Origin of the sequence: Sphingomonas faeni (assembly GCF_040407505.1) — a bacterium.
Lineage (GTDB): Bacteria > Pseudomonadota > Alphaproteobacteria > Sphingomonadales > Sphingomonadaceae > Sphingomonas > Sphingomonas faeni_E.
The window spans coordinates 461,646-485,206 of record NZ_JAPZPQ010000001.1; the positions used below are offsets into that span (position 1 = coordinate 461,646).

Here is a 23,561-nt window from a genome sequence, read left to right on the forward strand (position 1 = left end):
AGATGTTCGCCGACTGCACCATGGATGCCGATCACCTTGATGGAGCAGTACGTGACCCAACCTCTTCGGGTCGTCGTTCGCGATCTGGTTGCCCCGGAGCGGGTCGTCTAGGCCAAGTGATGCGGCATGGCGTCGTTGGAAACCAGCGGCGATTGGAACTTGCTCGACAGCCGAGTCGCACGACCGCTGCTGGGAAGGTGGTCGGAGCTTAGATGCAGCACTCGTACCCGTGTTTGAGGGTGTCATGCTGCCCCTGCCTCGCGAACGTCACCGCTTGACTTTGATTATACGACAGTATGGACGACAGGACACGTACGCCTCCTTAACCGAAGCAGGCATGGTCACCTCACGTAGCCTGCCCCTGATCCGGCGTGCCGGGCTTCCGCTGAATCAGCGATGTTGCGCATGTCGGTGCCATCCTCATCATGCCGTGGCGAACGAGCTTCTTCTGTGTTCTCGATGGCCAGGAACGCTGGATCCCGCACCGGACATGAACCCGTTCCGGGCAGACGCCGTGGGCGCGGCGCATTCGCGGCGCTTTGGGGCTCCGTCGAATTCTATGTATCCCTGATCCTGTATTGGTAGGCTCGAATGGTCCGATCTGAACTGGTTCTCAAACTTTCCAAAGCGTATCCGGACCTTCAACCGGAAACGGTGGAACTGCTCGTAAGCACGTTTTTCGACGGGATATCTGAGCGGTTGGCCGATGACGGACGAGTGGAACTGCGCGGCTTCGGTGTCTTCTCCACGCGGCCGCGCGCCGCCCGTACGGCTCGTAACCCTCGGACCGGCGGTGCCGTACATCTCGAAGCGAAGCGAGTGCCGTATTTCAAACCCGCGAAGGACTTGGCCGCACGCCTCAAGGGTTGAACTTGCAGATGCTCGGTGTGCTGCTCATGACGTGACTGCAGTCCAGAATGGCGGGGCGTCGCTCCGCCCAGATCGTCATCGTACGGGTAGCCCACTCAGTCTCGCAATTAATGCGAGCTGGCAACGACGTCCTGGTCGGTCGGCCAGCGTCATCCACGGGTCGAGGCGTTCGTAAGTCCAGTTCTACGTCACGCTCGCTAGCGAACATCAGGTACCCTCGGTGGGGCAAGGCGGCTTGAGCTCACCCGACGAGCCGATCGTTTGTCCAGCATTGCCCGATCGTCTCGCTACCAAATCCTTCGTTCCGGAAGTTCGGACAACGCCGTGTCGGACCGCGGGTTCTCATAGTGCGGGTATAACGAAGTGGGCCGTTCAGTCGCGGGTATCGGCCGACGCGTGCGTCACAACGAGATCCTTCAAGTGATCCGTTAGTCTGACGATCGCTCCTGTTCGTACGGAGTACGTCACGTTTCGGCCAGACTTCCGCGCGGTGACCACCCCGCCTTTGCTAAGCACGGAGAGATGAGCGCTCATGAGATGTCGCGGCACGCCGATCGCGTCGGCGATCTCGCTCGATGCCATCCCATGATCGCCGACTCGGGCGAGGAGAGTGATAACTCCCAGACGGGTGGGTTGAGCAAGAGCGCTCAGCATCGACAATGCTTCGGTTTCGATTATCAAGCCACTTTACGTCCGCCTATCGCAAACGACAATAACAGTTCAATGCATAATGATTCAATATCTACTGAACCATACTCGAGGCTCCTTATCTATCGCTTTGCCAGATCCAACCACGGATCCGGATCGATAGCGCCAACATCGGGAGAACGAGCATGCCGATCGACCTCACGGAAGCAGAGAACCCTTTTTTCGCAGATGTGCCGTCGTTGTCGCGATGTGACGTTGCGTTCGCGCCGGGACGAATGGAAGGCGCCTCGGTCCTGACCGCGCGTAGTCAGCGGGGCTTCGATACCGTCGCAGCTTCGCCTGTTGAGGCAAACGTCGGGGACGCAACCCACGGTTCACGGGGGCAGTAGCCGTGCCGCTGCCCCAGCTTCTCCGGACGTCGGTCCTCGTGGTCCGAGACGATAGCAGCGAGTTGCAGGCGTTCGACGCGATCATCGCAAGCGACCGTTCCGATGCCGAGGCTCGACTCGGCGCGAGATATGGATCGGCCCTCGCCGCAGATCTCGAGGTCGTGAAGGGCTTCGATCCCAGTCTCCCGCTTGTCGAAGCGTTGCTATCGCCGGCGATGATCGACCTGCTGAAGAGGTGGCGGCTGACCCGGCTTCGCCGTTGGCGGACGGCCTTTCCCTGTCGGTGCAACAGCGATTCGCTCTATGAACAAGGTTACCGTCAGATGTCAGCCGATGTAGAGGCGTCGGCTGACCTGGTTTGCGGTCACGAAAATTAGCGTGTTTTGTCCGGCTTGCGGCCGACGTTCCGGTGCGCAGAACCAGGAAGCCATCACCGGCAACACAGAGAACCAAAGCGGCTGGTCGCGTTGATGCTCGACGGGTACGTCACATATCCTCCACTGCGCTTGGCGAAGCGGCGGTTTCCATCGCTTGTCGAAACCTCCGCAAAGAGCTGAATTGAAGCAATCAGTCGATCGCGTGAGCACGAGATCCGTGTCCGATTTTCGGGCACCGCATTGCTCCGGGACGAAGATCGCCGACTGCACGGCACACCGGTGTACGATTCGGACAGCCGGAGCGGCTTGCACAGAGAAGTTGCAGGTAGCAGCCCAGGCCGGCTCGAACCGGTACAACGGTACCGTATCCTTTGAACGTCAAAGCACGACCGACGCGCATGTCGCGAGCTAAAGGTCCCGGCTCAGCACGAGCTTGAGCCTGACACTGTTCCGAGATATCAGCCTTCCAGGCGGCCGGCAGCGACGGCCTGTGCTCGCGTCTCACGTGATGTTTTTTGTTAAATGCCGTCGAAATCGCTTCGAAAAGCGGTAAGCGAAGACATCCTATCACTCAAAACTTTTGAGTGAGCTTGACATTTTACTAGCGGTAGATTTCACCGCTGCCCCGATCCTAAACCGGTAAATGATGAAAAACGAGCCTAAGGGCGCTTCAAGGTTGGCGTGGGGGCAGGGTAAAAGTGTCCCAACAAACTCGCGGAAATTGGCGCGCCCGGAGGGGTTCGAACCCCCGACCGAGGAGGTAGAAGCTCCTTGCTCTATCCAGCTGAGCTACGGGCGCGCGCTGCGGCGACGACTAGCGCGGATTGTGCGGGCTTGGAACCTCGATCATAACGCCGGGCATGGAAATTGGAACGGATCAGGCGCCCGGGCTCGAACCGGTCGACGCAAGTGCAGTCGGTGGTGTGCAGTTTCGGTATTTCGACTTCGTGATGGCGGCGTTCGTTACCATCCTGCTGCTGTCGAACGTGATTGGCGCAGGCAAGCGCGCGGTGATCGACCTACCGTTTATCGGCGCATGGCCGTTCGGCGCGGGCATCCTGTTCTTTCCGGTCAGCTATGTGATCGGCGACGTCCTGACCGAGGTGTACGGCTATGCGTACGCGCGGCGCTGCATCTGGGCGGGGTTCGGCGCGATGCTGTTCATGGTGTTCATGTCGGCGGTCGTCGTCGCGCTGCCGCCCGATGCCGGGTGGACCGGTCAAGCTGCGTACGAGTCTGTGTTCGGCCAAGTGCCGCGGATCGTGTTCGCGTCGATCTGCGCGTTCTGGGTCGGCGAGTTCGCCAACAGCTTCGTGCTCGCTCGGATGAAGATCTGGACGCAGGGGCGGATGCTGTGGACGCGGACGATCGGGAGTACGATCGTGGGGCAGGCGTTCGATAGCCTGATCTTCTACCCGCTCGCCTTCTACGGCGCGCCGGACTGGCCGGTGGAGGCGATGCTGATGGTGATGGTCAGCCAGTTTTTGCTGAAGGTATCGTGGGAGGTGTTGCTGACGCCGCTTACGTATGTGGCGGTGGGGTGGCTGAAGCGGCGCGAGGGGGTCGATGTGTACGACCGGGGGACGGACTTCTCGCCGTTCCGGACTCGGGTTTGACGCCTCGACTTGACTGTTCTCCCGCGCACGCGGGAGTCCAGGGTCACGGTCGATGTGGGTGGTATCCTAGGCCCCCGCTTTCGCGGGGGAACAAGGTTTAGGCACTGACGGCTTCGAGCAGGCCCTCGAACAGGCGACGGCCATCAGTGCCGCCGTGAGCCGCTTCTATACGACGTTCCGGATGCGGCATCATACCGAGCACGTTGCCCTTGTCGTTCAGCAAACCGGCGATGTTGCGCGCAGAGCCGTTGACGCTCTCCGCATAACGGAACGCCACGCGGCCTTCGCCTTCGAGGCGGTCGAGCGTCTCGGTGTCGGCGAAGTAGTTGCCGTCATGATGCGCGACCGGGAAGGACACGCGTTCGCCCACAGAATAGCCCGACGTGAAGGTCGAGCTTGCCGTCTCGACGGTCAGCGCAACATCGCGGCAGACGAAGTTCAGCCCCTCGTTGCGCATCAGCGCACCGGGGAGGAGCCCCGCTTCGGTCAACACCTGGAAGCCGTTGCACACGCCGAGCACGGGCAAACCCTTGCCCGCCTGCTCGACAACCGCCCGCATGATCGGCGACCGTGCCGCGATCGCGCCTGAGCGCAAGTAATCGCCATACGAGAAGCCACCGGGGACCGCGACCAGGCCGACATCCGCCGGCAAGTCCGCATCACCGTGCCAGACCATGAGCGGCTTGACGCCGGTCACCGCCTCCAGCGCGACGGCGATGTCGCGGTCGCAGTTGGAGCCGGGGAAGACGATGACGGCGGTCTTCATGCGCGCTCGACCCGGTAGTTCTCGATCACCGTGTTGGCTAGCAGCTTACGGCACATGCCGTCGATCGCCGCGTCGTCGGTATCGTCGGCGACCTCCAGTTCGATCAGCTTGCCCTGGCGGACGTCCTGCACGCCGTCGAAGCCGAGGCTACCGAGCGCATGATGGATTGCCCGACCCTGCGGATCGAGCACGCCGGGCTTCAATGTCACGAAAACCTTGAGTTTCATTTACTTGCCCCGGTTCTTGCGATGCTTTTCGAGGTCGAGGACGGCGTTGTCCGCCCCCTCGGGCAGCAGACCGAGACGGCGTGCAACCTCTTGATACGCTTCGACTTCGCCGCCGAGATCGCGACGGAAGCGATCCTTGTCCATCTTCTCGTTGGTTTCCATGTCCCACAGGCGGCAGCCATCGGGGCTGATCTCGTCCGCGAGGATGATGCGACCGAAGTCGTTGTCGAAGATGCGGCCGAATTCGAGCTTGAAGTCGACCAGGCGGATGCCGACGCCGGCGAACAGCCCGCACAGAAAATCGTTCACGCGGATCGCGAGGTCGGCGATGTCGTGCATCTCCTCCTGGCTCGCCCAGCCGAACGCGGCGATGTGCTCGTCGGAGATCATCGGATCGCCGAGCGCATCGTCCTTGTAGTAATATTCGATGATCGTGCGGGGCAGCTTGGTGCCCTCCTCGATCCCGAGGCGCGTCGAGATCGAGCCCGCAGCGACGTTGCGCACGACGACTTCGATCGGGACGATCTCGACCTGGCGGATCAGCTGCTCGCGCATGTTGAGGCGGCGGATGAAGTGTGTCGGCACGCCGATATGATCGAGCAGCGTGAAGATGTGCTCGGAAATCCGGTTGTTGAGCACGCCTTTGCCGTTGATCGTGCCCTTTTTCTGGGCATTGAACGCGGTCGCGTCGTCCTTGAAATACTGGATCAGCGTGCCCGGCTCGGGACCCTCGTAGAGGATCTTGGCCTTGCCTTCGTAGATCTGGCGGCGGCGAGCCATGCGCGGTCCCCTGGAAATCGAGCGATGAAAATCGAGCGGCCCCAGCCTACGCGCTATGTACCGCGAAGCCGAGGCCGGAATAGGCCGCGCCTATAGGCGAAGGGTGCGGGGGGTGCAATCGCGGCGCATGACTGCCGCCGGAATACTGCCCGACGTCATCGCAAGGGTGGGGACGATGTGTCGTGGGCAGTCGCGAGAGGTCGGCTGGTTCGACGATCTATACGGGCCATCAACTCAGTCCACCAACGCTGGATCCAGCGTCGCCAAACCAGGAACGCCAGCAAGATCACCAACAGCGGTGGGCCGAGAGCCGCCAATACCCATAGCAGCGCCGTAACCGTCAATCCGATCGAGCCAAGCGCGGTGTCACCGGCGTCCTGCAGACGGTCGACCAGGCCGGTCCCGCGGCCGGTCGTATAGTCGAACGACATCGGCGTATTGGCGAGACTTTCGCGTTGTTCGGATGCCGTCGCGGCCGCCGCCGTGGCTTGGCCTTGCGCGGCCGCCTGTTGCTGGCGGAGTTCGGCACGTTCGCGCGGGGATAGATCGACGCGTGCCAGTTCGCGGTCGATCCGGGCGCGTTCGGCCGCGACGTCGGTCCGTTCGGTTGCGGTCGCCGCGGCGGCAGTGGCGACATCGGTTCCGCTGATATCCGCCCCCGACAGCGTCGCGCCGACGCTCTCCGCTTGCTTCACCCCGGCCCGGCCAAAGGCACGCGCAAGGGGGGCGGCGATCTTGACCGACAGGTTCGCGCTGACGTCGCCTTGCTGGCCGACCGTGTAGCGCAATCCCGTTATCCGGCAGCGCGTTGGCCCGAGCCGTTCACAGGCTCGCGCATGCTCTTCCTGAAGATCCGAGATCCGGGACGAGGGAAGCGTCAGGTCATAGCTGTAGTCGAAGGCCACGCCGGCAACTGAATTGCCGGCAATATCGGGCTCCCCGGCGCTACTTTCGGGAGCCTTGCTGCACCCGGCCAGGGACAACGCGATAGCGCTACTAACGACCCACTTCATGGACAGTCTCCCGTAATCGATCGAAACACTATCAATTGAATGGGATATGCCGTCAAGCGTGCTCAGGTCACGACGAGCCGTTGCGAATATGCCGGGTCGCGCCAGCTTTCGGTCTCCACCGTGTCCCGCAATATCTCGCCTGCGCGCCAGACGTCCTCATGGCCGACGTACAAGGGTGTCAGGCCTAGGCGCAGGATGTCGGGGTCCCGGAAGTCGCCGATGACGCCGCGGGCTATGAGGGCTTGAGTGAGGCCGTAGGCGTGCGGGTGGCGGAAGCTGATGTGGCTGCCACGTTTGACGGGGTCTCGGGGGCTGACGCAGTCGAGGCCTAGCGCGTCGCCTGCTGCCGCGAGAATGTCGAACAGCTGGGCGCTCTTGGTGGCGACGGCAGGCTGGTCGATGTCTGCCCAAAGATCGAGCGCGGTTTCCAGTGCGGCGGTCGAGAGCATCGCAGGCGTGCCAGCGAGCCAGCGCTTCATGCCGGGGGCGGGGCGGTAGGCATCCTCGAACGCGAAGGGCGCGGCGTGGCCCATCCAGCCGGAGAGCGGGCTGGCGAGCGCGTCCTGCCAGCGCTTGGCGACGTAGAGGAACGCGGGCGCGCCGGGGCCGCCGTTGAGGTATTTGTACGTGCAGCCGACGGCGAGATCGGCGTTAGCGCCGTTCAGGTCGATCGGGACCGCACCGACGCTGTGGCTCAGGTCCCAGAGCATGAGCGCGCCGGCATCGTGCGCGCGAGCGGTCCAGGCGGTCATGTCGAAGCGGTCGCTGGTCTTGTAGTGGACGTGGGTGAGCAGGAGGACCGCGGTGTCGTCGTCGAGTGCTGCAGCGAGGTCTTCGCGGCCGACGACCTTCAATCGCGCACCGGATACGCAGGCGACCGCGCCTTCCGCGATGTGGAGATCGGTGGGGAAGTTGCCGGCTTCGCTCACGACCGTGTGACGCTCGGGATTGCTGCGAAGAGCGGCGACCAAGGCCTTGAAAAGATGCGTCGAGGTCGTGTCGCCGATAATGACCTCGTCCGCGGCCGCGCCGATCAGCGGCGCGATCTTAGCGCCGATCCGCTGGGGGGCCTCGATCCAGCCTTCGTTCCAGCTGCGGATGAGGCGGTTACCCCATTGGCGGGTGGCGACATCGGCGAGCGCTGCGGCCGTGGCCTTGGGCAGCGCACCGAGCGAGTTGCCGTCGAGGTAGATCACGCCTTCCGGGAGCGCGAACTTATCGCGGTACGCGGCGAGCGGATCGTTCGCGTCGAGCGCGCGGGCGTCTTCGAGGGTCACTGGCTCTTTCCGAAATAGGACAGGATCAGGCGTTTGGCCTCGGCCCAGGCAGGCGTTTCTGGCGCGATCAGTTCGACATGGCCGGTCGCGGGGATGGTGTGGAGCGTGGCGGTGTCGCCGGCCGCAGTTGCCTTGGCGACATAGTCGGTCGCCATGACGAAGGGGATGATCCGGTCTTCGTGGCCGTTGACGAGGTCCTGCTTCACGCCGAGCGGCAGGAGGCGCGGGACAGACGTGTCGGCGTAGACGTCCGGATGTTGAGGCGTGGGCGCGCCGACGAGTTTCGCGACGACTTCGGTGCCGCAGCCATTGTCGGCGTTGGTCGCGGTGGCTTCGAGATCGGGCAGGCCGCCGAGGCTGACGACGTGGCGGATGCGGAGTGGGTGCGCGATGTGGAGGGGGCTCGTCGTCGGAAGCTTCGCGCGGGCGGCGAGCCAGAGCGCGAGATGACCACCGGCGGAGTGGCCGATCGCGAGCACGCGGCGCGTATCCAGGTTGAACGTCTTGGCGCTGACCTTGAGTTGGTCCGCAGCCTTCGCAGCATCCGCGAACGTACCGGGATAGCCGCCGCCGCTCCGGTCGACGCCTCGATAGTCTATGTTCCAGACCGCGACGCCAGCGTTGCGCAGGTCGTCGGCGATCCAGTTCATCAGGCTGCGATCGGCGATGCTCGTCGTCCAGCAGCCGCCGTGGACCATTACGACCACCGGGAAGGGCCCCTTGGTCTTGCCCTTGGGGAGCCAGACGTCGACCTTCTGCATCTGGTCGGTGCCATAGTCGAGGGTCGCATCGGGCACCGGTTTCGACCGCTTGGTCAGGTCGGGCCAGGTTAGCAGCTTGGGCGGCGGGGGAGCGGGCGTTTGCGCCATGACAGGCATGGACAGGGCAGCGAGCGCGAGAAAGGCGAGGCGGATCATAAGGTTGGTGTAGCGGGCTCGATCGACCGCGTCATGCGGGCATATCGTCGTGATCGAACGTGCAGGCCGCGACGTACGTTCATGCTTTGATCGTTTCGTTCGCGGCTGCTATCGCTGCGCGCAATGGCCACCGATTTCAAAGATCCGTTCGACTCCATCGTCGACGCCCCCTTCGACAGCGCGCTGTCCGAGCGGTATCTCGTCTATGCGCTATCGACGATCACCGCGCGGTCGCTACCCGACGTGCGCGACGGGATGAAGCCCGTGCATCGGCGCCTGCTCTGGGCGATGCGGCTGCTCAAGCTCGATCCGGCGCAGGGCTACAAGAAATGCGCGCGGGTCGTCGGCGACGTCATCGGCAAATATCACCCGCACGGCGACCAGTCGGTCTACGACGCGATGGTCCGCTTGGCGCAGTCGTTCGCGATGCGCTATCCGCTGGTCGACGGGCAGGGCAATTTCGGCAACATCGACGGCGATAACGCCGCCGCCTATCGCTATACCGAAGCGCGGCTGACGCAGGTCGCGATCGACCTGATGGACGGGCTCGACGAGGATGCGGTCGCGTATCGCCCGACCTATAATGGCGAGGATCACGAACCCGAGCTGTTCCCGGGGTTGTTCCCGAACCTGCTGGCGAACGGCGCAAGCGGGATCGCGGTCGGCATGGCGACGAGCATCCCGCCCCACAACGCCGCCGAACTGCTCGAGGCGGCGATCGTCCTGATCGATACGCCCGATGCTGACGACGTGGCGATCTTGGAGCACGTGAAGGGGCCCGATTTCCCGACCGGCGGCCTCGTCGTCGATCCGCCCGCGGTCATCCGCGAATCCTACGCGACCGGGCGTGGTGGCTTTCGCGTCCGTGCCCGGTGGGAAACCGAGCGGGAGAAGGGCGGCGGCTGGCAGCTGATCGTCACGGAGATCCCGTACGGCGTCCAGAAGGGCAAGCTGATCGAGCAGATCGCCGATCTGATCAACGCCAAGCGCCTGCCGATCCTTGCCGACGTGCGCGACGAATCGGATACCGAGATCCGCATCGTGCTCGAACCGCGCAGCCGCACGGTCGACCCGCAGATCCTGATGGACGGGTTGTTCCGGCTGACCGACCTCGAGACGCGGATCAGCCTCAACCTCAACGTGCTCGACAAGGATCGCACGCCGCGCGTTATGTCATTGCGTGAGGCGCTGGCGGCGTGGGTCGATCACCAGTTCGTCGTGTTGCGCCGGCGGACCGAGCATCGGCTGGCGAAGATCGCCGACCGCGTAGAGCTGCTCGACGGCTATCTGATCGCGTATCTCAATCTCGACCGCGTGATCGAGATCATCCGCACCGAGGATGAGCCGAAAAAGGTGATGATCGCCGAGTTCGCGCTCACCGATCGCCAGGCCGAGGCGATCCTCAACATGCGGCTGCGATCTCTGCGGCGGCTCGAAGAGTTCGAGATCAAGACCGAGCGCGACAAACTCGACAAGGAGCAGGCGACGCTGGCGGCGTTGCTGGCGGATCCGAAGAAACAGCGCGCGCGGATGAAGCGCGACATGGCGAAGATCCGCGATCGATACGGGCTTGAGACCCCACTCGGCAAACGGCGGACGACGATAGAGGAGCACGCGCCGACACGCGACATCCCGCTCGAGGCGATGATCGAGCGCGAGCCGATCACCGTGATCCTGTCGCAGCGCGGCTGGATCCGGGCGATGAAGGGGCACAACGATCTCGCGAGCCCGGAAGCGCTGAAGTTCAAGGAGGGCGACGGCCCGGCCTATGCATTCCATGCGCAGACCACCGACAAGCTGTTGCTCGCGGCGGAGAACGGGCGGTTCTACACGCTGGCGGCGGACAAGCTGCCGGGCGGTCGTGGGTTCGGGGAACCGGTGCGGGCGATGATCGACCTGGACGGCAGCATCGGGATCGTCGCGCTGCTGCCCGCGAGCAAGCATCCGAAACTGCTGGTGGTCGCTACCGACGGGCGCGGCTTCTCGGTGAGTTCGGCAGAAGTCGTCGCCGAAACCCGCAAGGGCAAGACGGTGATGACGCCGCGGCCGGGCGCGCATTTGAAGATCGTCCGGCCGATCGGACCGAATGACGACTACGTCGCGGCGATCGGCGACAACCGGAAAATGCTGGTGTTCCCGCTTGCCGAACTGGTCGAGATGACGCGCGGGCAGGGGCTCCAGTTGCAGCGCTATCGCGACGGCGGACTTGCCGATGCGATCACGTTCGTCTTTGCCGAAGGGCTCAGCTGGGCGATGGGCGGCGGCACCGGCCGGACCCGGACCGAATCGGACCTTGGCCCATGGCGTGCGGCCCGCGGGGCGGCGGGTCGGATGCCGCCAACGGGGTTTCCGCGCGATAATCGGTTCGGATAATGGATGAGAAAGGCCCCATTCAGGGTCCTTCAGAGCCTCTTAACGAACCCGCGGTACCGGGGGGCATGCCATCGCCCGCCCTCGAAGAGACTGTAAAGCCGATCGTGACGAGCGACCTGGTCGCGCGCGGGCTTGAACTCGTGCCGATCCCTGCAGTCCACGTGGTAATGAACGCCGGGCAGCTCGACCTGTTCGCCGTGAACCGTGCGTATCGCTTGGCGGGGTTCGGCGTCGTTGCCGAGCGCTCGCCGATGATCGCCGAACTGGGCGACAAGATTCGTTCGTTCCTGGGTTCGCAACAGATCAGGTCCGATTTCGATTGGGCGATGGGCGACGAGATAGATTGCCGACACTACCGCGTCACGATCGCGCGATCGGACCCGAAGTTTCGGGATCGGTGTACGATCAGTTTCATCGACCTGACCTCGCAAGTGCAGACCGAGCGAAGCCTGCGCCGCGAGATGACCACCGACAGCCTGACGGGACTGCTCAACCGCGAAGGGTTCGCGGATCTGATCGAGGAAATCGAGGATCACAAAGCAAGCGCGGTGCTGGCGATCGACCTCGATCGGTTCGGCCGGCTCAACTCGTGCCTCGGGTCGCTTGCAGGCGACGAATTGCTCATTACCGTCGCGCGTCGGATCAAGGGCGCACTGCGCGCACGTGATACGCTGGCGCGGATCGGGGGCGATCAATTCGGTGTCCTCATGTCGATCGACAGCGATCGTGAGGAAGCGCAGGCACTGGCCGAGCGAATCCACAAGACGCTGACGACGCCGTTTCGCCTGACCGGTTACGAGATCAGCGTCGAATGCTCGGTCGGCATCGCCTATGGTGCCGACGAAGCCGGCGACAGCGTCGAGCTCGTCCGCCATGCGCAGTTCGCGGTTAAACGCGCCAAGGTCAACGGTCGCGCCGAATTCTACCAAGTCCAGGATTTCGCGATTGCCCGCGCGCAATTCGGCATGGAGACCGCGCTACGTCGCGCAATCGAGCACCGCGACCTGCGTCTCGCCTATCAGCCGATCTGCGATCTGACGACAGGCCGGATCGTCTCGTTCGAAGCGCTGGCACGATGGACCGACCAGGACGGACACGAACATTCGCCGACCGAGTTCATCGCGGTTGCTGAAGAATCGGGCCTGATCGTGCCGCTAGGGCGATGGGCGATCGAGGAAGCTGCGGAGACGCTGGCGCGTTGGGATGCCGCCAATGGCGGACCGTGCGGCGTCAGGCTAGCCGTGAACCTGTCGGCAATTCAGCTACAGCGCGATGCGATCGCACCTGTGCTGCAGGCGGCCCTCGACTCGACCGGGCTCGCCGGAAACCGTTTTACGCTGGAGCTCACCGAAAGCGCGATCGTCTCGGATCCGGACCGGATAGCGGTCACGATGCACGCGCTGAAAGAACTTGGTACGAAGCTGGCGATGGACGACTTCGGGACTGGCTATTCGAACCTAGCCTCCTTGCAGAAGCTGCCGATCGACATCCTCAAGATCGATCGCAGCTTCGTGACCGGGATGCTCGCGGACCGCGACAAGGTGTCGATCGTCCGCGCGATCCTCAGCCTCGCGCAGGCGCTGGGAATGCGGACGACGGCCGAGGGAATCGAAACGAACGAACTCGCGCAGACGTTGGCCGCATTGGGCTGCACCTACGGGCAGGGGTATTTCTATGCGCGACCGCTGGAGGCGGATGCTGCGTATGCGATGATCCACTCCGGCGTTACCGCGAACTAGGCGGAGACCTCCGCCACCATCTCGTCGGCGATAACAGACACGCGCTCAGCGGCAGGGAATCCTTCCGCGATCCACTGCGTTTCGACCCGGCGAAGCATTGCTGCGACATCGGGACCTTTGCGAAGGCCGCGTTCGACCAGGGCCCCGCCGGAGAATGGAAACACGGGCGGTGTCCAGTTCTTGATCGCGGATACGTCCTTGCCGGCGATGAGCAAGCGGTCGACCGCACTGGGCACGCCGACGCGATAGGCCAATGCGAGCGAACCTTCTTCACCGGGACCGGCGGTGGCGGCGATCAGGCGTTTGCGATCGATGTTGGAGAGCTTAAGCCGCGCGCCGACCGCTTCGGCCGCAGCGGGGGCGATGGCCATGGCGAGCCGACGGATCGAGTCGGGTGCAATACCTGCCTCCGTCTCGCGCTCCGCCAGAACGCCGAGACGCGCTGCTCCCTGTGCATCGATCTCGGGCAGTACAGCGCGAAAAATGCCGCGCTCGACCATCAACGCGACCACCGGCACGGCGTTGGCGGCGACCAGCAGCTTTAGGACTTCACTCGCGACGCGCTCGCGAGAGAGCGCCATCAAATCGTTGGCGCGCGCAGTACAGGCGTCGAGGCCTGCCTCGTCGATCGTCGTGCCGAACCGGGCGTGAAAACGGAAGAACCGGAGGATGCGGAGGTGATCCTCGGCGATCCGCTGCAACGGGTCGCCGATGAAGCGCACGCGCCGTGCCGCGAGGTCGTCGAGGCCGCCGAAATAATCGAAGATCTCGCCGGTCGCGGGATCGGCGTAGAGCGCGTTCATCGTGAAGTCGCGGCGCGCAGCGTCTTCGCGCCAGTCATCGGTATAGGCGATGATCGCGTGGCGGCCGTCGGTCGAGACGTCGCGGCGCAATGTCGTAACTTCGACCGGACCCGCTAGCGTGACGGCAGTAATCGTGCCGTGTGCGAGGCCGGTCGGAACCGCCTTGATCCGCGCATCCTGAAGTCGCTCGATCACCTCCTGTGGGGGCAGGCGCGTGGCGATATCGACATCGGCGACGTCGATCCCGAGCAGCGTATCGCGCACCGCACCACCGACGAAGCGCGACTCGCCCTCGGTCGCACCCAGAACCTTCGTCAGTGCTGCGAGACCGTCACGGTCGCGCCACGGCGCAGCCGGGAGTATCAAGACCACCTCAGGCGGCGGGCGAGGTTGACGATCATCGCCGCGGTCGCACCCCAGATGCGCCGCTCGTTCCACATGATCTCGTAGTAATGCCGGTCGTGGCCCTGCCATTCGAGCGTCGCCTCGACATGGTTCGCCTCGTCGAGCAGGAACGCGAGCGGAACTTCGAAAACGCTCGCGACCTCGGCTTCGCTCGGCTGGAATACGAGGTCGGGCGGGATGATGCCGATCACCGGCGTCACCTGGAATCCGGTGACGGTGCGATAGCTGTCGGCCTCGCCGATCACGGTGACGTGACCGCGGGGCAGCGCGATCTCCTCCTCCGCTTCACGGAGCGCGGCGGTGACGACGTCCTCGCCGGGGTCGATCCGGCCGCCAGGAAAGGCGATCTGGCCGGGGTGGCGGCTCATCGTGTCGGTGCGCTGCGTCAGGATCACGCCGGGATCGGCGCGATCGGTGACCGCGATCAGCACCGCGGCCGGCAGCAGCGTGTCGGCGGCGGTGAGATCGCCGTCATGCTGGTCGCCGGTGAGCAGGATCATGTGCGACCCGGCGCCCTTCGCCAGCGCCGCGGTCATCCGTTCCGTCAGACTCATGCAGCAGGCTCCAGCGGAAAGAACGCGCCATCGCTCCACAGGCCGGCAGGAGTCGCGTCGTCTGCGATCGCGCGGTCGGCGAGTTCGTAATAGACTGAGCGGACCACCAACGCCTCCATCCCGCCGCGGACGGCGAGATACGGACGTGGGCCGCCATCTCCGTCGGTCGTGTCCTCGACGAAGCGCAGCGGATGCTCGGGGCCAGCGGTGACGAGGTCGCCGGTGTTCAGCCGGAAGGCGAGTTTCGCATCGCGACCGCTGCCCTCGGCCTTCATCTCGACTGCGATGAACGGTGCGTCCTCGACCTCGATATCGAGCTTCTCGACCGGCGTGACGAGGACGTGGCTGCCGTCGGGTTCGCGACGCAGGATCGTCGAGAACAGCCGGACCATTGCGGGACGACCGATCGGCGAGCCTTGATGATACCACGTGCCGTCGCGCGCGATCCGCATCTCGCTGTCACCGCAATGCGTCGGGTTCCATTTCTCGACCGGTGGCAATTTGGCCTCTTCGACCAGTTTGGCGATCTCGGCGAGACTGAGCGAGGCGATATCGGGGATGGCATCCATGGGCATGGCGGCGGACTAGGCGGGCAGGGAGCCGAGGTAAAGCGGCGCCTTATACGGATGCGGTGACCGGTACGCTTTCCGCCAACCGTGGGCCCAACATACCGGCGGTTTCCGGCACTGCATCGCCGCGCGCGAGCAGGCGGTGGCGCTCGACTGGGCCGGGGGCGTTCCAGCGGGCGGTGCGCTCTGCCGAGAAGCCGAAGAAGCGGCCATAATAGTCGGGGTCGCCGATCAGCATGAGTGCGTCGTCAAGCCCTTCGGCGACGGCGGCGTCGAGTGCCTGGGTCATAAGGCGGCGACCGATGCCGTCGCCCTGATGATCGGGCGCAACGGCAACCGGGCCGAGCATGACGAGGGGCAGCATCCTGTCTTCGTCGATCAGGGCGATCGGCCAGCACTGGATCGACCCGACTAGCGTGCCGTCCTCGACCGCAGCGAAGCTGAGCGCTGCGACCGGTTTGGCGCCGCCACGGATCGTGTAGGCCGTGCGCGTGAATCGATCGGGTCCGAAGGCGGCATCGAGCAGCATCTCGACCGCAGTTGGATTGATGCTGGCAAGAGGGACGAGAGTGATCAACGGTATCTCCTGTCCCGAACACGCCGTACAAGCGCGAAGGGCAGCGCGCTTTAGCCTCGGCGACGCTGAACGCAAGGATAACCGGACTGGGGCGGACTGACCGTGCACCTGCGGAGTTGCGCTCGAAGGCGTGTCTTTCATCTCGCCGTGCGTCTGCTAGAGGCGCGCATATGGAAGACAGTCTTCAACTCGAAGTCCACGATCTCGAAGTGCAGGTCCTGACCGGCATCTATTCGGAAGAGACTCACCTGCCGCAGCCGCTGCGGATCTCGCTGACCGTCGATATGGTCTGTCCGAAGCGATTCGCGCCGGATACGCCGCTGTCGGCCTCGAAGAATTACCTCGACCTCAAGAACGCCGCGACCACCGCGTTGCCGCCCGGCGTCCATTTCACGCTGATCGAAGGCGTCGCGGATCATATCTGCGAGACGCTGTTCCTCCAGGATGCGCGCGTGCTGCGGGTGCAGGTCAAGATCGTGAAGCTCGCGATTGCGGAAGCCGACGAGGCGATCGGCGTGACACTCGTCCGCCACCGCCGCTGATCCGCGTGCTGCTGGCACTGCGACCTGACGGGGATATCGCGGCGCTGGTACGCCGCGCGGTCGGCGCGTCGCGGATCGTGTTGATCCCGGCGACCCTAGATCCGCTGACTATGGCGCAGGCCAGGGCGGCAATCGGGCCGCTCGCGATCGACCTGGCGCCCGCGGTGCGCGTCAATGCGGTTACGGCAGCTGAAGGCGCCGATCCGGCTGACGTGGATGCGGCCGTGACGTTCCTCGAAAACGCGCCATCGACCACCGGGCAATTGCTCGACATCCGCCCGCGCTGACCCTGAACGATCCTCCTTCACGGAGGAGATCGTGACGATTATGCCTAGCTCTTGCGAGTTCGGCCGCACGGTCCCAGCGCGGCCAGGACGAATGCATAGTCCTCGCGGGCGATCGTAGCGTCCGGGGCCTCCAGCGATCCCGTGCTCCGGTCCGGCAAGGTCTCCGGCAACGCACAGGTAAGCCGGTACCAGAGCAACGTCTCCGGCGCCGGCGGCGCGGCCGACTCGTCGACGATCTCGCTCAACGCGACCGCCCAGCGTGGCTGCTCGCCTGGGCGCCGCAGGACGGACAGCGATACCGGACGCTGGTCGGCGGTCGTCAGGAAAATCTGGGTCTCGCCTTCGCCGGGTAGCGCGCCCGGCACGTGGAAGGCGTTACCGACACCGGTGATGACAGGCGGCGCATCGCTCGCCAGCGCATCGCGGGCGATCTTCCGTGCGCGTGCATCGGCGGTCGGCGTCCAGTCCAGCTGTGCGTCGGGCGCGACCAGCTGGACCTGGTTCACCGCGCCGGGCACGGGTCTGGCGAATATCAGTACGCGCGCCTTCTTGAACTTGGGCACGCGTCCGCCGGTGTCGGGCATCACGTCGAGCAGATACCCGATTCGCGGGGGCAGCCCGTCGGCGCCGCGGATCAGCGCGGTGACGTCGACCTCGATATATAGTCTGACATGACCCGCAGCGAGATTCGGTGCCTCGGCCGGCTTGATCTTGGTCGTCGATCGGACGGTCGCGTCGGCGATCACGGGCGCGGCCAACACGAGGTCCGCTATGTCGGAATAACCAATGCCGCCAACCGCATCGCGCTGCACCGCGCCCTGTGGCACACCTGCGCTATCGGCGGAAACCTGGGGTGCGGCCAGGGTTTGCTGAGCGCTGACAGGCGCCGCCGCGATGACGACGGAGAGGGCCGAAGCCGTAACGTGAAAGAGAAGATTCATGTCTTCAGGCTACGCTACGCAAGCTGAACGATACAGAAATAATTCTGCCATCCTATGGTTGTACGTTTGTTGCGTCCGACAAAGCGTTTGCGTGTCGCAGAACGTGGCGATAGGACTTGCTCACTGCCCCGTGGTTATTCCGGCCAACGGCAGACGCATGTGCCGCGTACCCAGTGCGGGAACGTGCGTACGGAGCAGGCAGATTAAGGGAGTGTCGTTTCTGAATGGCCTATACTGACCAAAAGATGTCCGGAGGCAAAATCGTCGCGATCGTGATCGTCGCGCTGATTCATGCGGCCTTGGGCTATGCTTTCGTCACTGGCCTCGCGTATCAGTACGTGAAAAAGGCCCAGGAAAAAATGACGACGTTCGACGTGGAGCCGCCACCGCCGCCGCCTCCGCCCGACGAGCCCCCGCCGCCGCCGCCTGACCAGCCCAACCTGCCGCCGCCACCGACCACGGTCGTGACGCCGCCGCCTGTCGTGGTCACGCCGCAACCAGCGCCCGCGCTGACGACGTCGAGCATCATCCCTCGGTTCCAGCCGACGGCTCCGCCGTCGCCGCCGGCACCGCCGGCACCGGCTGCACCGCCGGCACCGCGCGTGTCTCAGGCTGCTGGTCTGAAGGGTAACCCAGGGCAGTATTTCGGCGCGGACAACTATCCGCCGTCGGCACAGCGCGAGGGTGCTCAGGGTCGTGTTTCGGCGAAGCTGACGATCGGTACGGACGGTCGCGTGACCGACTGTTCGGTGACGTCTTCCAGCGGCAATACGACGCTGGATGATGCGACCTGCCGGATTTCCAAGGCCAAGGTGCGGTTCACGCCGGCCAAGGACGAGAACGGTAATCCCATGACGTCGTCGTACCAGCTGAACATCAGGTGGGTCCTGCCAGAAGATTGATCCACCTACCGTCAACCGCACCAGATAAAATTCAGTCAGAGGACTAAGCGAACCATGATCACCACCATTCTTGCAGCGGCAGCGCCCGCCGCAGCCGACGCCAACCCGTACGGCCTGCAAGCCGCTCTTCGCGAAGGCGGCCTGATCTCGCAGACCGTGTTCGGCATTCTCGTGCTGATGTCGGTCGTGTCGTTCTACATCCTGTTCTCGAAGCTGTTCGAGCAGCAGAAGATCATCGGCCAGGGCAAGCGCGTTCGCCAGGCCTTCTGGTCGTCGAACAGCCTTCGCGAAGGTTCGGCCAAGCTCGAGAAGAACTCGGCCTACAAGCAGATCGTCGACGACGGTCTGGCCGCTCAGGAGCAGCATTCGAAGCTGACCGATCCGGTCGAGGCGCATGACTGGCTGCACGGTTCGCTGGCGCGTTCGGAAGCCGCGATCAACTCGAAGCTCGGTGGCGGTCTCGCCTTCCTCGCAACGGTCGGTTCGGTTTCGCCGTTCATCGGTCTGTTCGGTACGGTTATCGGCATCTACCGCGCACTCGTGAAGATCGGCGCATCGGGTCAGGCATCGATCGACAAGGTCGCAGGGCCGGTCGGTGAAGCCCTGATCATGACTGCACTTGGTCTGGTCGTCGCGGTTCCTGCCGTTCTGTCGTACAACTGGCTGCAGCGTCGCAACAAGTCGATCGCAGAGGACCTGTCGGCCTTCTCGAACGACGTGCTCGGCTTCCTTGCTTCGAACGGTGCGGTTCGTCCGTCGATTGCTGGCCCGGCCAAGCCGGTTACGAAGCCTGCCACGACGACCACGACTGCCGGCCAGACCGGTGGCGTACCGCGCGCCAACTAAGACGCGAAAGGCGGGGCTGCTGCCAGCAGTGGCCCCGCTTCATTGCCGCCGGCAGTTCCGGTGGCGATCAAATGGATAGGATAGTTCGCACATGGCGATGAGTGTTGGTGGCGATTCCACCGAGAGTTCGATATCGGACATCAATACGACGCCGCTGGTCGACGTCATGCTCGTGCTCCTGATCATCTTCCTGGTGACGACGACCGTCGCGGTCCAGGCTGTGCAGCTGAAGCTGCCGGATGTTCGTTTCGATCCGACGATGACCAAGCCTGAGAACGTCTCGCTGTCGGTAACGTCGGCTGGCGGACAGTGCCAGGTGTACTGGGGGCTTTCGCCGGTAACGCACGAAGAGCTGCTGCAGCGCGCCGTCGACAAGCTGAAGGCTGAGATCGCACGTCAGGGCGGTGTCAACGCGGCTGGTCTCGAATTGCCCGAGGCTCATATCCGCGGCGACGTGAACGCACCGTATCGCTGCATCGGCGCGACGATCTACACGATGCAGCAGGCTGGGTTCGCCCGCGTCGGCTTCATCTCCGAACCGCCTCCCGGCGGCACCACCGAACGTTGATGGCGAACGCTGATGCCGAACGCTGATGATCGCTCGGACGTATTTAGGAGTAGTATAAGATGGCAATGAGCGGCGGCAAAGAAGATGGCGCGCCGATGATGGAAATGAACATGACGCCGTTGATCGACGTCCTGCTCGTTCTCCTCATCATGTTCATCATCACGATCCCCATTCAGACGCATGCGGTGAAGGTCGACCTTCCGGTCAACAGCAAGAACCAGCCGCAGAACCCGGTCGATCCGCAGAAGAACAAGATCTCGATCGATCCCGCTGGTACGGTCGCGTGGAACGGTTCGCCGGTCGACGAGGTCACGCTGCGCCAGTATCTGGACCAGTCCGCCGGCATGACGCCAGAGCCCGAACTCCACTTCCAGCCCGATCCTGAGTCGAAGTATGAAGTGGTCGATCGCACGCTGGCCGTGATCAAGCGGTCCGCGATCACCAAGCTCGGCTTCATCGGCAACGAGCAGTATCGCAACGCCTTCTAGGTCCTGCTGCGTACAGTATCGAACGTCCAAAGGGCGGTCCTCCGGGGCCGCCCTTTTTTTATCGTCCGGACGTCGCTGAACGGCGGACGAACGGCAGCGGCGGAACGCGTCGTGGTGCATCGAAAGGAGATAATCGGCTCGCGGGACCGAACTTGATCAATGTGCTTGTATGACAGTCATCGAAGTGACACACCGTTGTCACAAAAATGAAACCTTCCGATACGCGAAGGTCAGAGGAGATGGATGATGCGCAAGACCGTCCTGTTCGTTCTAGCAACTCTGGGTGCAGCCACGCCGGCGTTGGCGGACCAGTCCGCGTCGACCGATCGCACCGGCTACGTCGCGATCGCAGCGGGCGACCTGTCGATGGCGGAACAGCGCATCGTTGCCGAGCGGAAGATCTTCCCGCAGCGTCCCGAGCTCATGCTCAATCTGGCATCGGTCTACCACCGTACCGGTCGCGAGTCGGAGGCACGCGCGCTGTATGCGGCCGTGCTTGAGCGCCCAGCGGTCGCGATGGACCTGCCATCGGGCGCAGTGGCGTCCTCGCACGATCTGGCCAGCCGCGCATTGGCGCGGCAATCCCAACAGATCGCGACTCGCTAACTACCTTGTTCTCCCGCGAAGGCGGGAGCCCAGTCTGGGTCCCCGCCTTCGCGGGGAAACAAGGTTCGGGCGGTCGATCGTAGGTGCGTGGCGGCGGACAGCTATCAGCGGTAACGCTCTACGCCGTTTGTATAGATCGCCAATGGCGGCGGGTGGAATGTCTTCGATCGGGCGGCGATCCGACGACGTGTCGTGCTCTGTCCGCTTGCAACCTTACGGTCGTTAGCAGCCGGAAACGCCGTCAACCACGGCAAGCATCTCACTACCCCTGCGAAGGCCGGGGACCAGTTAGGAGCCGCTGCCAACTGGGCGGTGAGCGTCATCACCGAGACCTCACCACCTGGACCCCGGCCTTCGCCGGGGGGGGGTGGCCAGAAGGGCATGCCGGTTACCCACTGCTTACGAGTGGCTGCCAAGTTGCGGGGAGCATCGCGGAATCGCGCAGTTCGGCGACATGAAGCAATTAGATCAGGTTTAACGCTGAGCAACCGTCTGCGGTGGTCTCGCCCGAGCCCTGAGCCCAACCCTAAAGCCGCGGCAGCGTCACCCCCCGCTGCCCCATATATTTCCCCGCCCGATCCGCATAGCTCACCTCGCAAGGCTCGTTACCCTTGAGAAACAGGAACTGGCACGCGCCCTCGTTCGCATAGATCTTGGCCGGTAGCGGCGTGGTGTTGGAGAATTCCAGCGTCACATGGCCTTCCCATTCCGGCTCCAGCGGCGTCACGTTGACGATGATGCCGCACCGCGCATAAGTCGACTTACCCAGGCAGATCACCAGCACGTCGCGCGGCACGCGGAAATACTCCACAGTGCGGGCGAGCGCGAAGCTGTTCGGCGGGATGATGCAGACGTCGGTCTTGCGGTCGACGAAGCTGTTTGCCGCGAAGTCCTTCGGGTCGACGATCGCGCTGTCGACGTTGGTGAAGATCTTGAACTCGTCGGCAACGCGCGCGTCATATCCGTAGGACGACAGCCCATACGAGATGCAGCCGTCGCGGCGCTGCGCTTCGTGGAACGGTTCGATCATCGCATCGCCCAGCGCGCGCTCGCGGATCCAGCGGTCGGACATCACGGACATGGCAACTCCCTTTTCGCGAGCGGCTTTCGCCCGGATGCGGGCGGACGGCAAGAGGCACACGCCGAATCACGTGCAGCCCCGTCCGCACGCCCCTCCCGAAGCGCCTACTGACGCGCGTAGGCTATTGATGCGGTCGAGCGGTGGCGTCACAATGCAACGTCACGATCGCCGCGATCGAGACTGCGCCATCGGTGCTGGCCCGACGGCTAGAAGGGAAGCTGGCTTGAAGTTCATCGAGACCCCGTCACCCAATTTCGACGATCGTTCGCTGCCCATCACGATGATCGTGTTGCATTATACCGGCATGAAGGACGGCGCGTCCGCGATCGCCCGGTTGCGCGATCCAGAGGCAAAGGTGTCGTCGCATTACCTGGTCGAGGAGGACGGCACGGTCCTGCGCATGGTCGCGGAGGACAAGCGCGCCTGGCATGCGGGCAAATCGCACTGGCGCGACGTCGACGACGTCAACTCCGCGAGCATCGGTATCGAGATCGTCAATCCAGGCCATGAGTTCGGGTATCGCCCTTTCCCGCCCGAGCAGGTCGCTTCGGTCGTGCAACTGGTCGCCGAGATCAAGGATCGTCACGAGATCACGCGCGGCAACATAGTCGGCCATTCGGATATCGCGCCGGTGCGCAAACGCGATCCGGGTGAGCTGTTCCCATGGCACGAACTGGCGCGGCGCCGGCTGGCATTACCGCGACCGACCAAGAATCTGATGGACCCGGGCTGGACCGAAGGCGGCTTCTGCCTCGCACTCGAACGCTTCGGCTACGACGTCGAGAACCGGATGGCAGCGACGATGGCGTTCCAGCGGCGCTTCCGTCCCGAACTGGTCGACGGCGAAGTCGATGCGGAGTGCCGGTGTATTCTTCTTGCGTTGTTGCTGCCCAAGCCGATGGGCGACGACTAATTACGATCCTCCCCCTGGCGGGGGAGGATTAAGCACCCCCGCTAAAAACGGTGGTGCATCGCCCGCACCCGCGCTAGGGCTCGCCTCGCCAGAGGGTCGGGCGGCCGCGGGTGTTTTCGGACACGCGAGGAAAGTCCGGGCTCCGCGAAACGACGGTGCCGGGTAACGCCCGGCGAGGGTGACCTCAGGGAAAGTGCCACAGAGAGCAGACGGCCAACCCTCGGCGCAAGCCGGGGCGGTCAGAGTGAAAGGGTGCGGTAAGAGCGCACCGCGCGCCTGGTAACAGGGGCGGCACGGCAAACCCCACCGGGAGCAAGATCGAATAGGGGTGGCACATGGGCTTCGTTTCAGCTCGTCACCCGGGTTGATTGCTTGAGGCGGCGGGCAACCGTCGTCCTAGAGGAATGGTCGCCTAACTTCCGTATCGAAGGATCGGAAATGGACAGAACCCGGCTTACAGACCCTCTGGCATCCTTCCCCGAACCAT

26 protein-coding genes, 1 tRNA gene and 1 other RNA gene are annotated in these 23,561 nt (G+C 64.0%); 14 read left to right on the forward strand and 14 right to left on the reverse strand.

Annotation, left to right across the window (positions count from 1 at the left end; translation table 11 throughout):
* Positions 1–591 precede the first annotated feature (591 nt).
* On the forward strand, positions 592–870 hold the full coding sequence (locus tag O6X71_RS02190) for an HU family DNA-binding protein (protein ID WP_353464250.1): 279 nt from the start codon (positions 592–594) through the stop codon (positions 868–870).
* 372 nt (positions 871–1,242) lie between these two features.
* Here the strand turns inward: O6X71_RS02190 and O6X71_RS02195 are convergent, their stop codons facing one another.
* A complete protein-coding gene (locus O6X71_RS02195) occupies positions 1,243–1,524 on the reverse strand; it encodes an ArsR/SmtB family transcription factor (RefSeq protein ID WP_353465041.1) in 282 nt (93 codons plus the stop codon).
* Between the two features lie 445 nt (positions 1,525–1,969).
* Here O6X71_RS02195 and O6X71_RS02200 point away from each other — a divergent pair, with 445 nt between their 5' ends.
* Entirely contained in the window at positions 1,970–2,284 is a 315-nt protein-coding gene (locus O6X71_RS02200; RefSeq protein ID WP_353464251.1) for a hypothetical protein, read from the forward strand.
* Between the two features lie 722 nt (positions 2,285–3,006).
* On the opposite strand, the gene O6X71_RS02205 is transcribed toward O6X71_RS02200, so the two are convergent.
* Positions 3,007–3,083, reverse strand: a tRNA-Arg gene (locus tag O6X71_RS02205).
* Between the two features lie 61 nt (positions 3,084–3,144).
* Here O6X71_RS02205 and O6X71_RS02210 point away from each other — a divergent pair.
* Positions 3,145–3,900: a queuosine precursor transporter gene (locus O6X71_RS02210; protein ID WP_353464252.1), complete on the forward strand. Its 756-nt coding sequence runs from the start codon at positions 3,145–3,147 to the stop codon at positions 3,898–3,900.
* 97 nt (positions 3,901–3,997) lie between these two features.
* Here O6X71_RS02210 and purQ read toward each other — a convergent pair whose 3' ends face one another.
* The 6 genes from purQ to O6X71_RS02240 form a co-directional block, all read right to left on the reverse strand.
* On the reverse strand, positions 3,998–4,666 hold the full coding sequence (gene purQ, locus O6X71_RS02215) for a phosphoribosylformylglycinamidine synthase subunit PurQ (RefSeq protein WP_353464253.1): 669 nt from the start codon (positions 4,664–4,666) through the stop codon (positions 3,998–4,000).
* On the reverse strand, positions 4,663–4,893 hold the full coding sequence (gene purS / locus O6X71_RS02220; RefSeq protein WP_353464254.1) for a phosphoribosylformylglycinamidine synthase subunit PurS: 231 nt from the start codon (positions 4,891–4,893) through the stop codon (positions 4,663–4,665). Before purS ends, purQ begins: the two co-directional genes overlap by 4 nt.
* Positions 4,894–5,673: a phosphoribosylaminoimidazolesuccinocarboxamide synthase gene (gene purC, locus O6X71_RS02225; protein WP_056050712.1), complete on the reverse strand. Its 780-nt coding sequence runs from the start codon at positions 5,671–5,673 to the stop codon at positions 4,894–4,896. It abuts the gene before it with no gap.
* A gap of 155 nt (positions 5,674–5,828) precedes the next feature.
* Positions 5,829–6,578, reverse strand: a complete 750-nt coding sequence (locus O6X71_RS02230; protein ID WP_353464255.1) for a hypothetical protein — start codon at positions 6,576–6,578, stop codon at positions 5,829–5,831.
* A gap of 170 nt (positions 6,579–6,748) precedes the next feature.
* Positions 6,749–7,963, reverse strand: a complete 1,215-nt coding sequence (gene kynU / locus O6X71_RS02235; RefSeq protein WP_353464256.1) for a kynureninase — start codon at positions 7,961–7,963, stop codon at positions 6,749–6,751.
* Positions 7,960–8,880 (reverse strand): alpha/beta hydrolase family protein, encoded by a 921-nt coding sequence (locus O6X71_RS02240; RefSeq protein ID WP_353464257.1) that lies wholly within the window; start codon positions 8,878–8,880, stop codon positions 7,960–7,962. The genes kynU and O6X71_RS02240 overlap by 4 nt, the downstream gene beginning before the upstream one ends.
* A 123-nt stretch (positions 8,881–9,003) precedes the next feature.
* On the opposite strand from O6X71_RS02240, the gene parC reads away from it, so the two are divergent.
* Positions 9,004–11,253 (forward strand): DNA topoisomerase IV subunit A, encoded by a 2,250-nt coding sequence (gene parC / locus O6X71_RS02245; protein WP_353464258.1) that lies wholly within the window; start codon positions 9,004–9,006, stop codon positions 11,251–11,253.
* Between the two features lie 65 nt (positions 11,254–11,318).
* Complete coding sequence (locus O6X71_RS02250) at positions 11,319–12,992, forward strand: putative bifunctional diguanylate cyclase/phosphodiesterase (RefSeq protein WP_353464259.1); 1,674 nt, start codon at positions 11,319–11,321, stop codon at positions 12,990–12,992.
* On the opposite strand, the gene O6X71_RS02255 is transcribed toward O6X71_RS02250, so the two are convergent.
* The 4 genes from O6X71_RS02255 to O6X71_RS02270 are packed head-to-tail and all read right to left on the reverse strand — an operon-like array spanning position 12,989 to position 15,900.
* The gene (locus O6X71_RS02255; RefSeq protein WP_353464260.1) at positions 12,989–14,167 is read right to left on the reverse strand and encodes a CCA tRNA nucleotidyltransferase; all 1,179 of its coding nucleotides are present in this window, start codon (positions 14,165–14,167) and stop codon (positions 12,989–12,991) included. The two genes, O6X71_RS02250 and O6X71_RS02255, sit on opposite strands and share 4 nt — an antisense overlap.
* Positions 14,158–14,754: a CoA pyrophosphatase gene (locus tag O6X71_RS02260; RefSeq protein ID WP_353464261.1), complete on the reverse strand. Its 597-nt coding sequence runs from the start codon at positions 14,752–14,754 to the stop codon at positions 14,158–14,160. The genes O6X71_RS02255 and O6X71_RS02260 overlap by 10 nt, the downstream gene beginning before the upstream one ends.
* On the reverse strand, positions 14,751–15,329 hold the full coding sequence (locus O6X71_RS02265; protein ID WP_353464262.1) for a DUF1285 domain-containing protein: 579 nt from the start codon (positions 15,327–15,329) through the stop codon (positions 14,751–14,753). Before O6X71_RS02265 ends, O6X71_RS02260 begins: the two co-directional genes overlap by 4 nt.
* 43 nt (positions 15,330–15,372) lie before the next feature.
* The gene (locus O6X71_RS02270; RefSeq protein ID WP_353464263.1) at positions 15,373–15,900 is read right to left on the reverse strand and encodes a GNAT family N-acetyltransferase; all 528 of its coding nucleotides are present in this window, start codon (positions 15,898–15,900) and stop codon (positions 15,373–15,375) included.
* Between the two features lie 170 nt (positions 15,901–16,070).
* On the opposite strand from O6X71_RS02270, the gene O6X71_RS02275 reads away from it, so the two are divergent.
* Both O6X71_RS02275 and O6X71_RS02280 read left to right on the forward strand, forming a co-directional pair.
* On the forward strand, positions 16,071–16,442 hold the full coding sequence (locus tag O6X71_RS02275) for a dihydroneopterin aldolase (protein WP_107961975.1): 372 nt from the start codon (positions 16,071–16,073) through the stop codon (positions 16,440–16,442).
* A 5-nt stretch (positions 16,443–16,447) separates the two neighbouring features.
* On the forward strand, positions 16,448–16,729 hold the full coding sequence (locus tag O6X71_RS02280) for a Rossmann fold domain-containing protein (protein ID WP_353464264.1): 282 nt from the start codon (positions 16,448–16,450) through the stop codon (positions 16,727–16,729).
* 44 nt (positions 16,730–16,773) lie between these two features.
* On the opposite strand, the gene O6X71_RS02285 is transcribed toward O6X71_RS02280, so the two are convergent.
* On the reverse strand, positions 16,774–17,670 hold the full coding sequence (locus tag O6X71_RS02285) for a hypothetical protein (protein WP_353464265.1): 897 nt from the start codon (positions 17,668–17,670) through the stop codon (positions 16,774–16,776).
* Positions 17,671–17,894: 224 nt separating this feature from the next.
* Here O6X71_RS02285 and O6X71_RS02290 point away from each other — a divergent pair, with 224 nt between their 5' ends.
* From O6X71_RS02290 to O6X71_RS02310, 5 genes are all read left to right on the forward strand, one after another.
* On the forward strand, positions 17,895–18,572 hold the full coding sequence (locus tag O6X71_RS02290; RefSeq protein WP_353464266.1) for an energy transducer TonB: 678 nt from the start codon (positions 17,895–17,897) through the stop codon (positions 18,570–18,572).
* A gap of 54 nt (positions 18,573–18,626) precedes the next feature.
* Positions 18,627–19,418, forward strand: coding sequence for a MotA/TolQ/ExbB proton channel family protein (locus tag O6X71_RS02295; protein WP_353464267.1), 792 nt, complete (start codon positions 18,627–18,629; stop codon positions 19,416–19,418).
* Between the two features lie 91 nt (positions 19,419–19,509).
* A complete protein-coding gene (locus tag O6X71_RS02300) occupies positions 19,510–19,986 on the forward strand; it encodes an ExbD/TolR family protein (RefSeq protein ID WP_056058193.1) in 477 nt (158 codons plus the stop codon).
* A 59-nt stretch (positions 19,987–20,045) separates the two neighbouring features.
* Positions 20,046–20,474: an ExbD/TolR family protein gene (locus O6X71_RS02305; protein WP_056058196.1), complete on the forward strand. Its 429-nt coding sequence runs from the start codon at positions 20,046–20,048 to the stop codon at positions 20,472–20,474.
* A gap of 246 nt (positions 20,475–20,720) precedes the next feature.
* Positions 20,721–21,080 (forward strand): tetratricopeptide repeat protein, encoded by a 360-nt coding sequence (locus O6X71_RS02310; protein ID WP_353464268.1) that lies wholly within the window; start codon positions 20,721–20,723, stop codon positions 21,078–21,080.
* Between the two features lie 526 nt (positions 21,081–21,606).
* Here the strand turns inward: O6X71_RS02310 and dcd are convergent.
* Entirely contained in the window at positions 21,607–22,161 is a 555-nt protein-coding gene (gene dcd, locus O6X71_RS02315) for a dCTP deaminase (RefSeq protein WP_055878967.1), read from the reverse strand.
* Between the two features lie 280 nt (positions 22,162–22,441).
* Between dcd and O6X71_RS02320 the strand changes: the two genes are divergently transcribed.
* Both O6X71_RS02320 and rnpB read left to right on the forward strand, forming a co-directional pair.
* Positions 22,442–23,074 carry an N-acetylmuramoyl-L-alanine amidase gene (locus O6X71_RS02320; protein WP_435368451.1) on the forward strand — a complete coding sequence of 211 codons (633 nt, stop codon included), beginning with the start codon at positions 22,442–22,444 and terminating at the stop codon, positions 23,072–23,074.
* 88 nt (positions 23,075–23,162) lie between these two features.
* Positions 23,163–23,547: RNase P RNA component class A (rnpB, locus tag O6X71_RS02325), an RNA gene on the forward strand.
* Positions 23,548–23,561 lie beyond the last annotated feature (14 nt).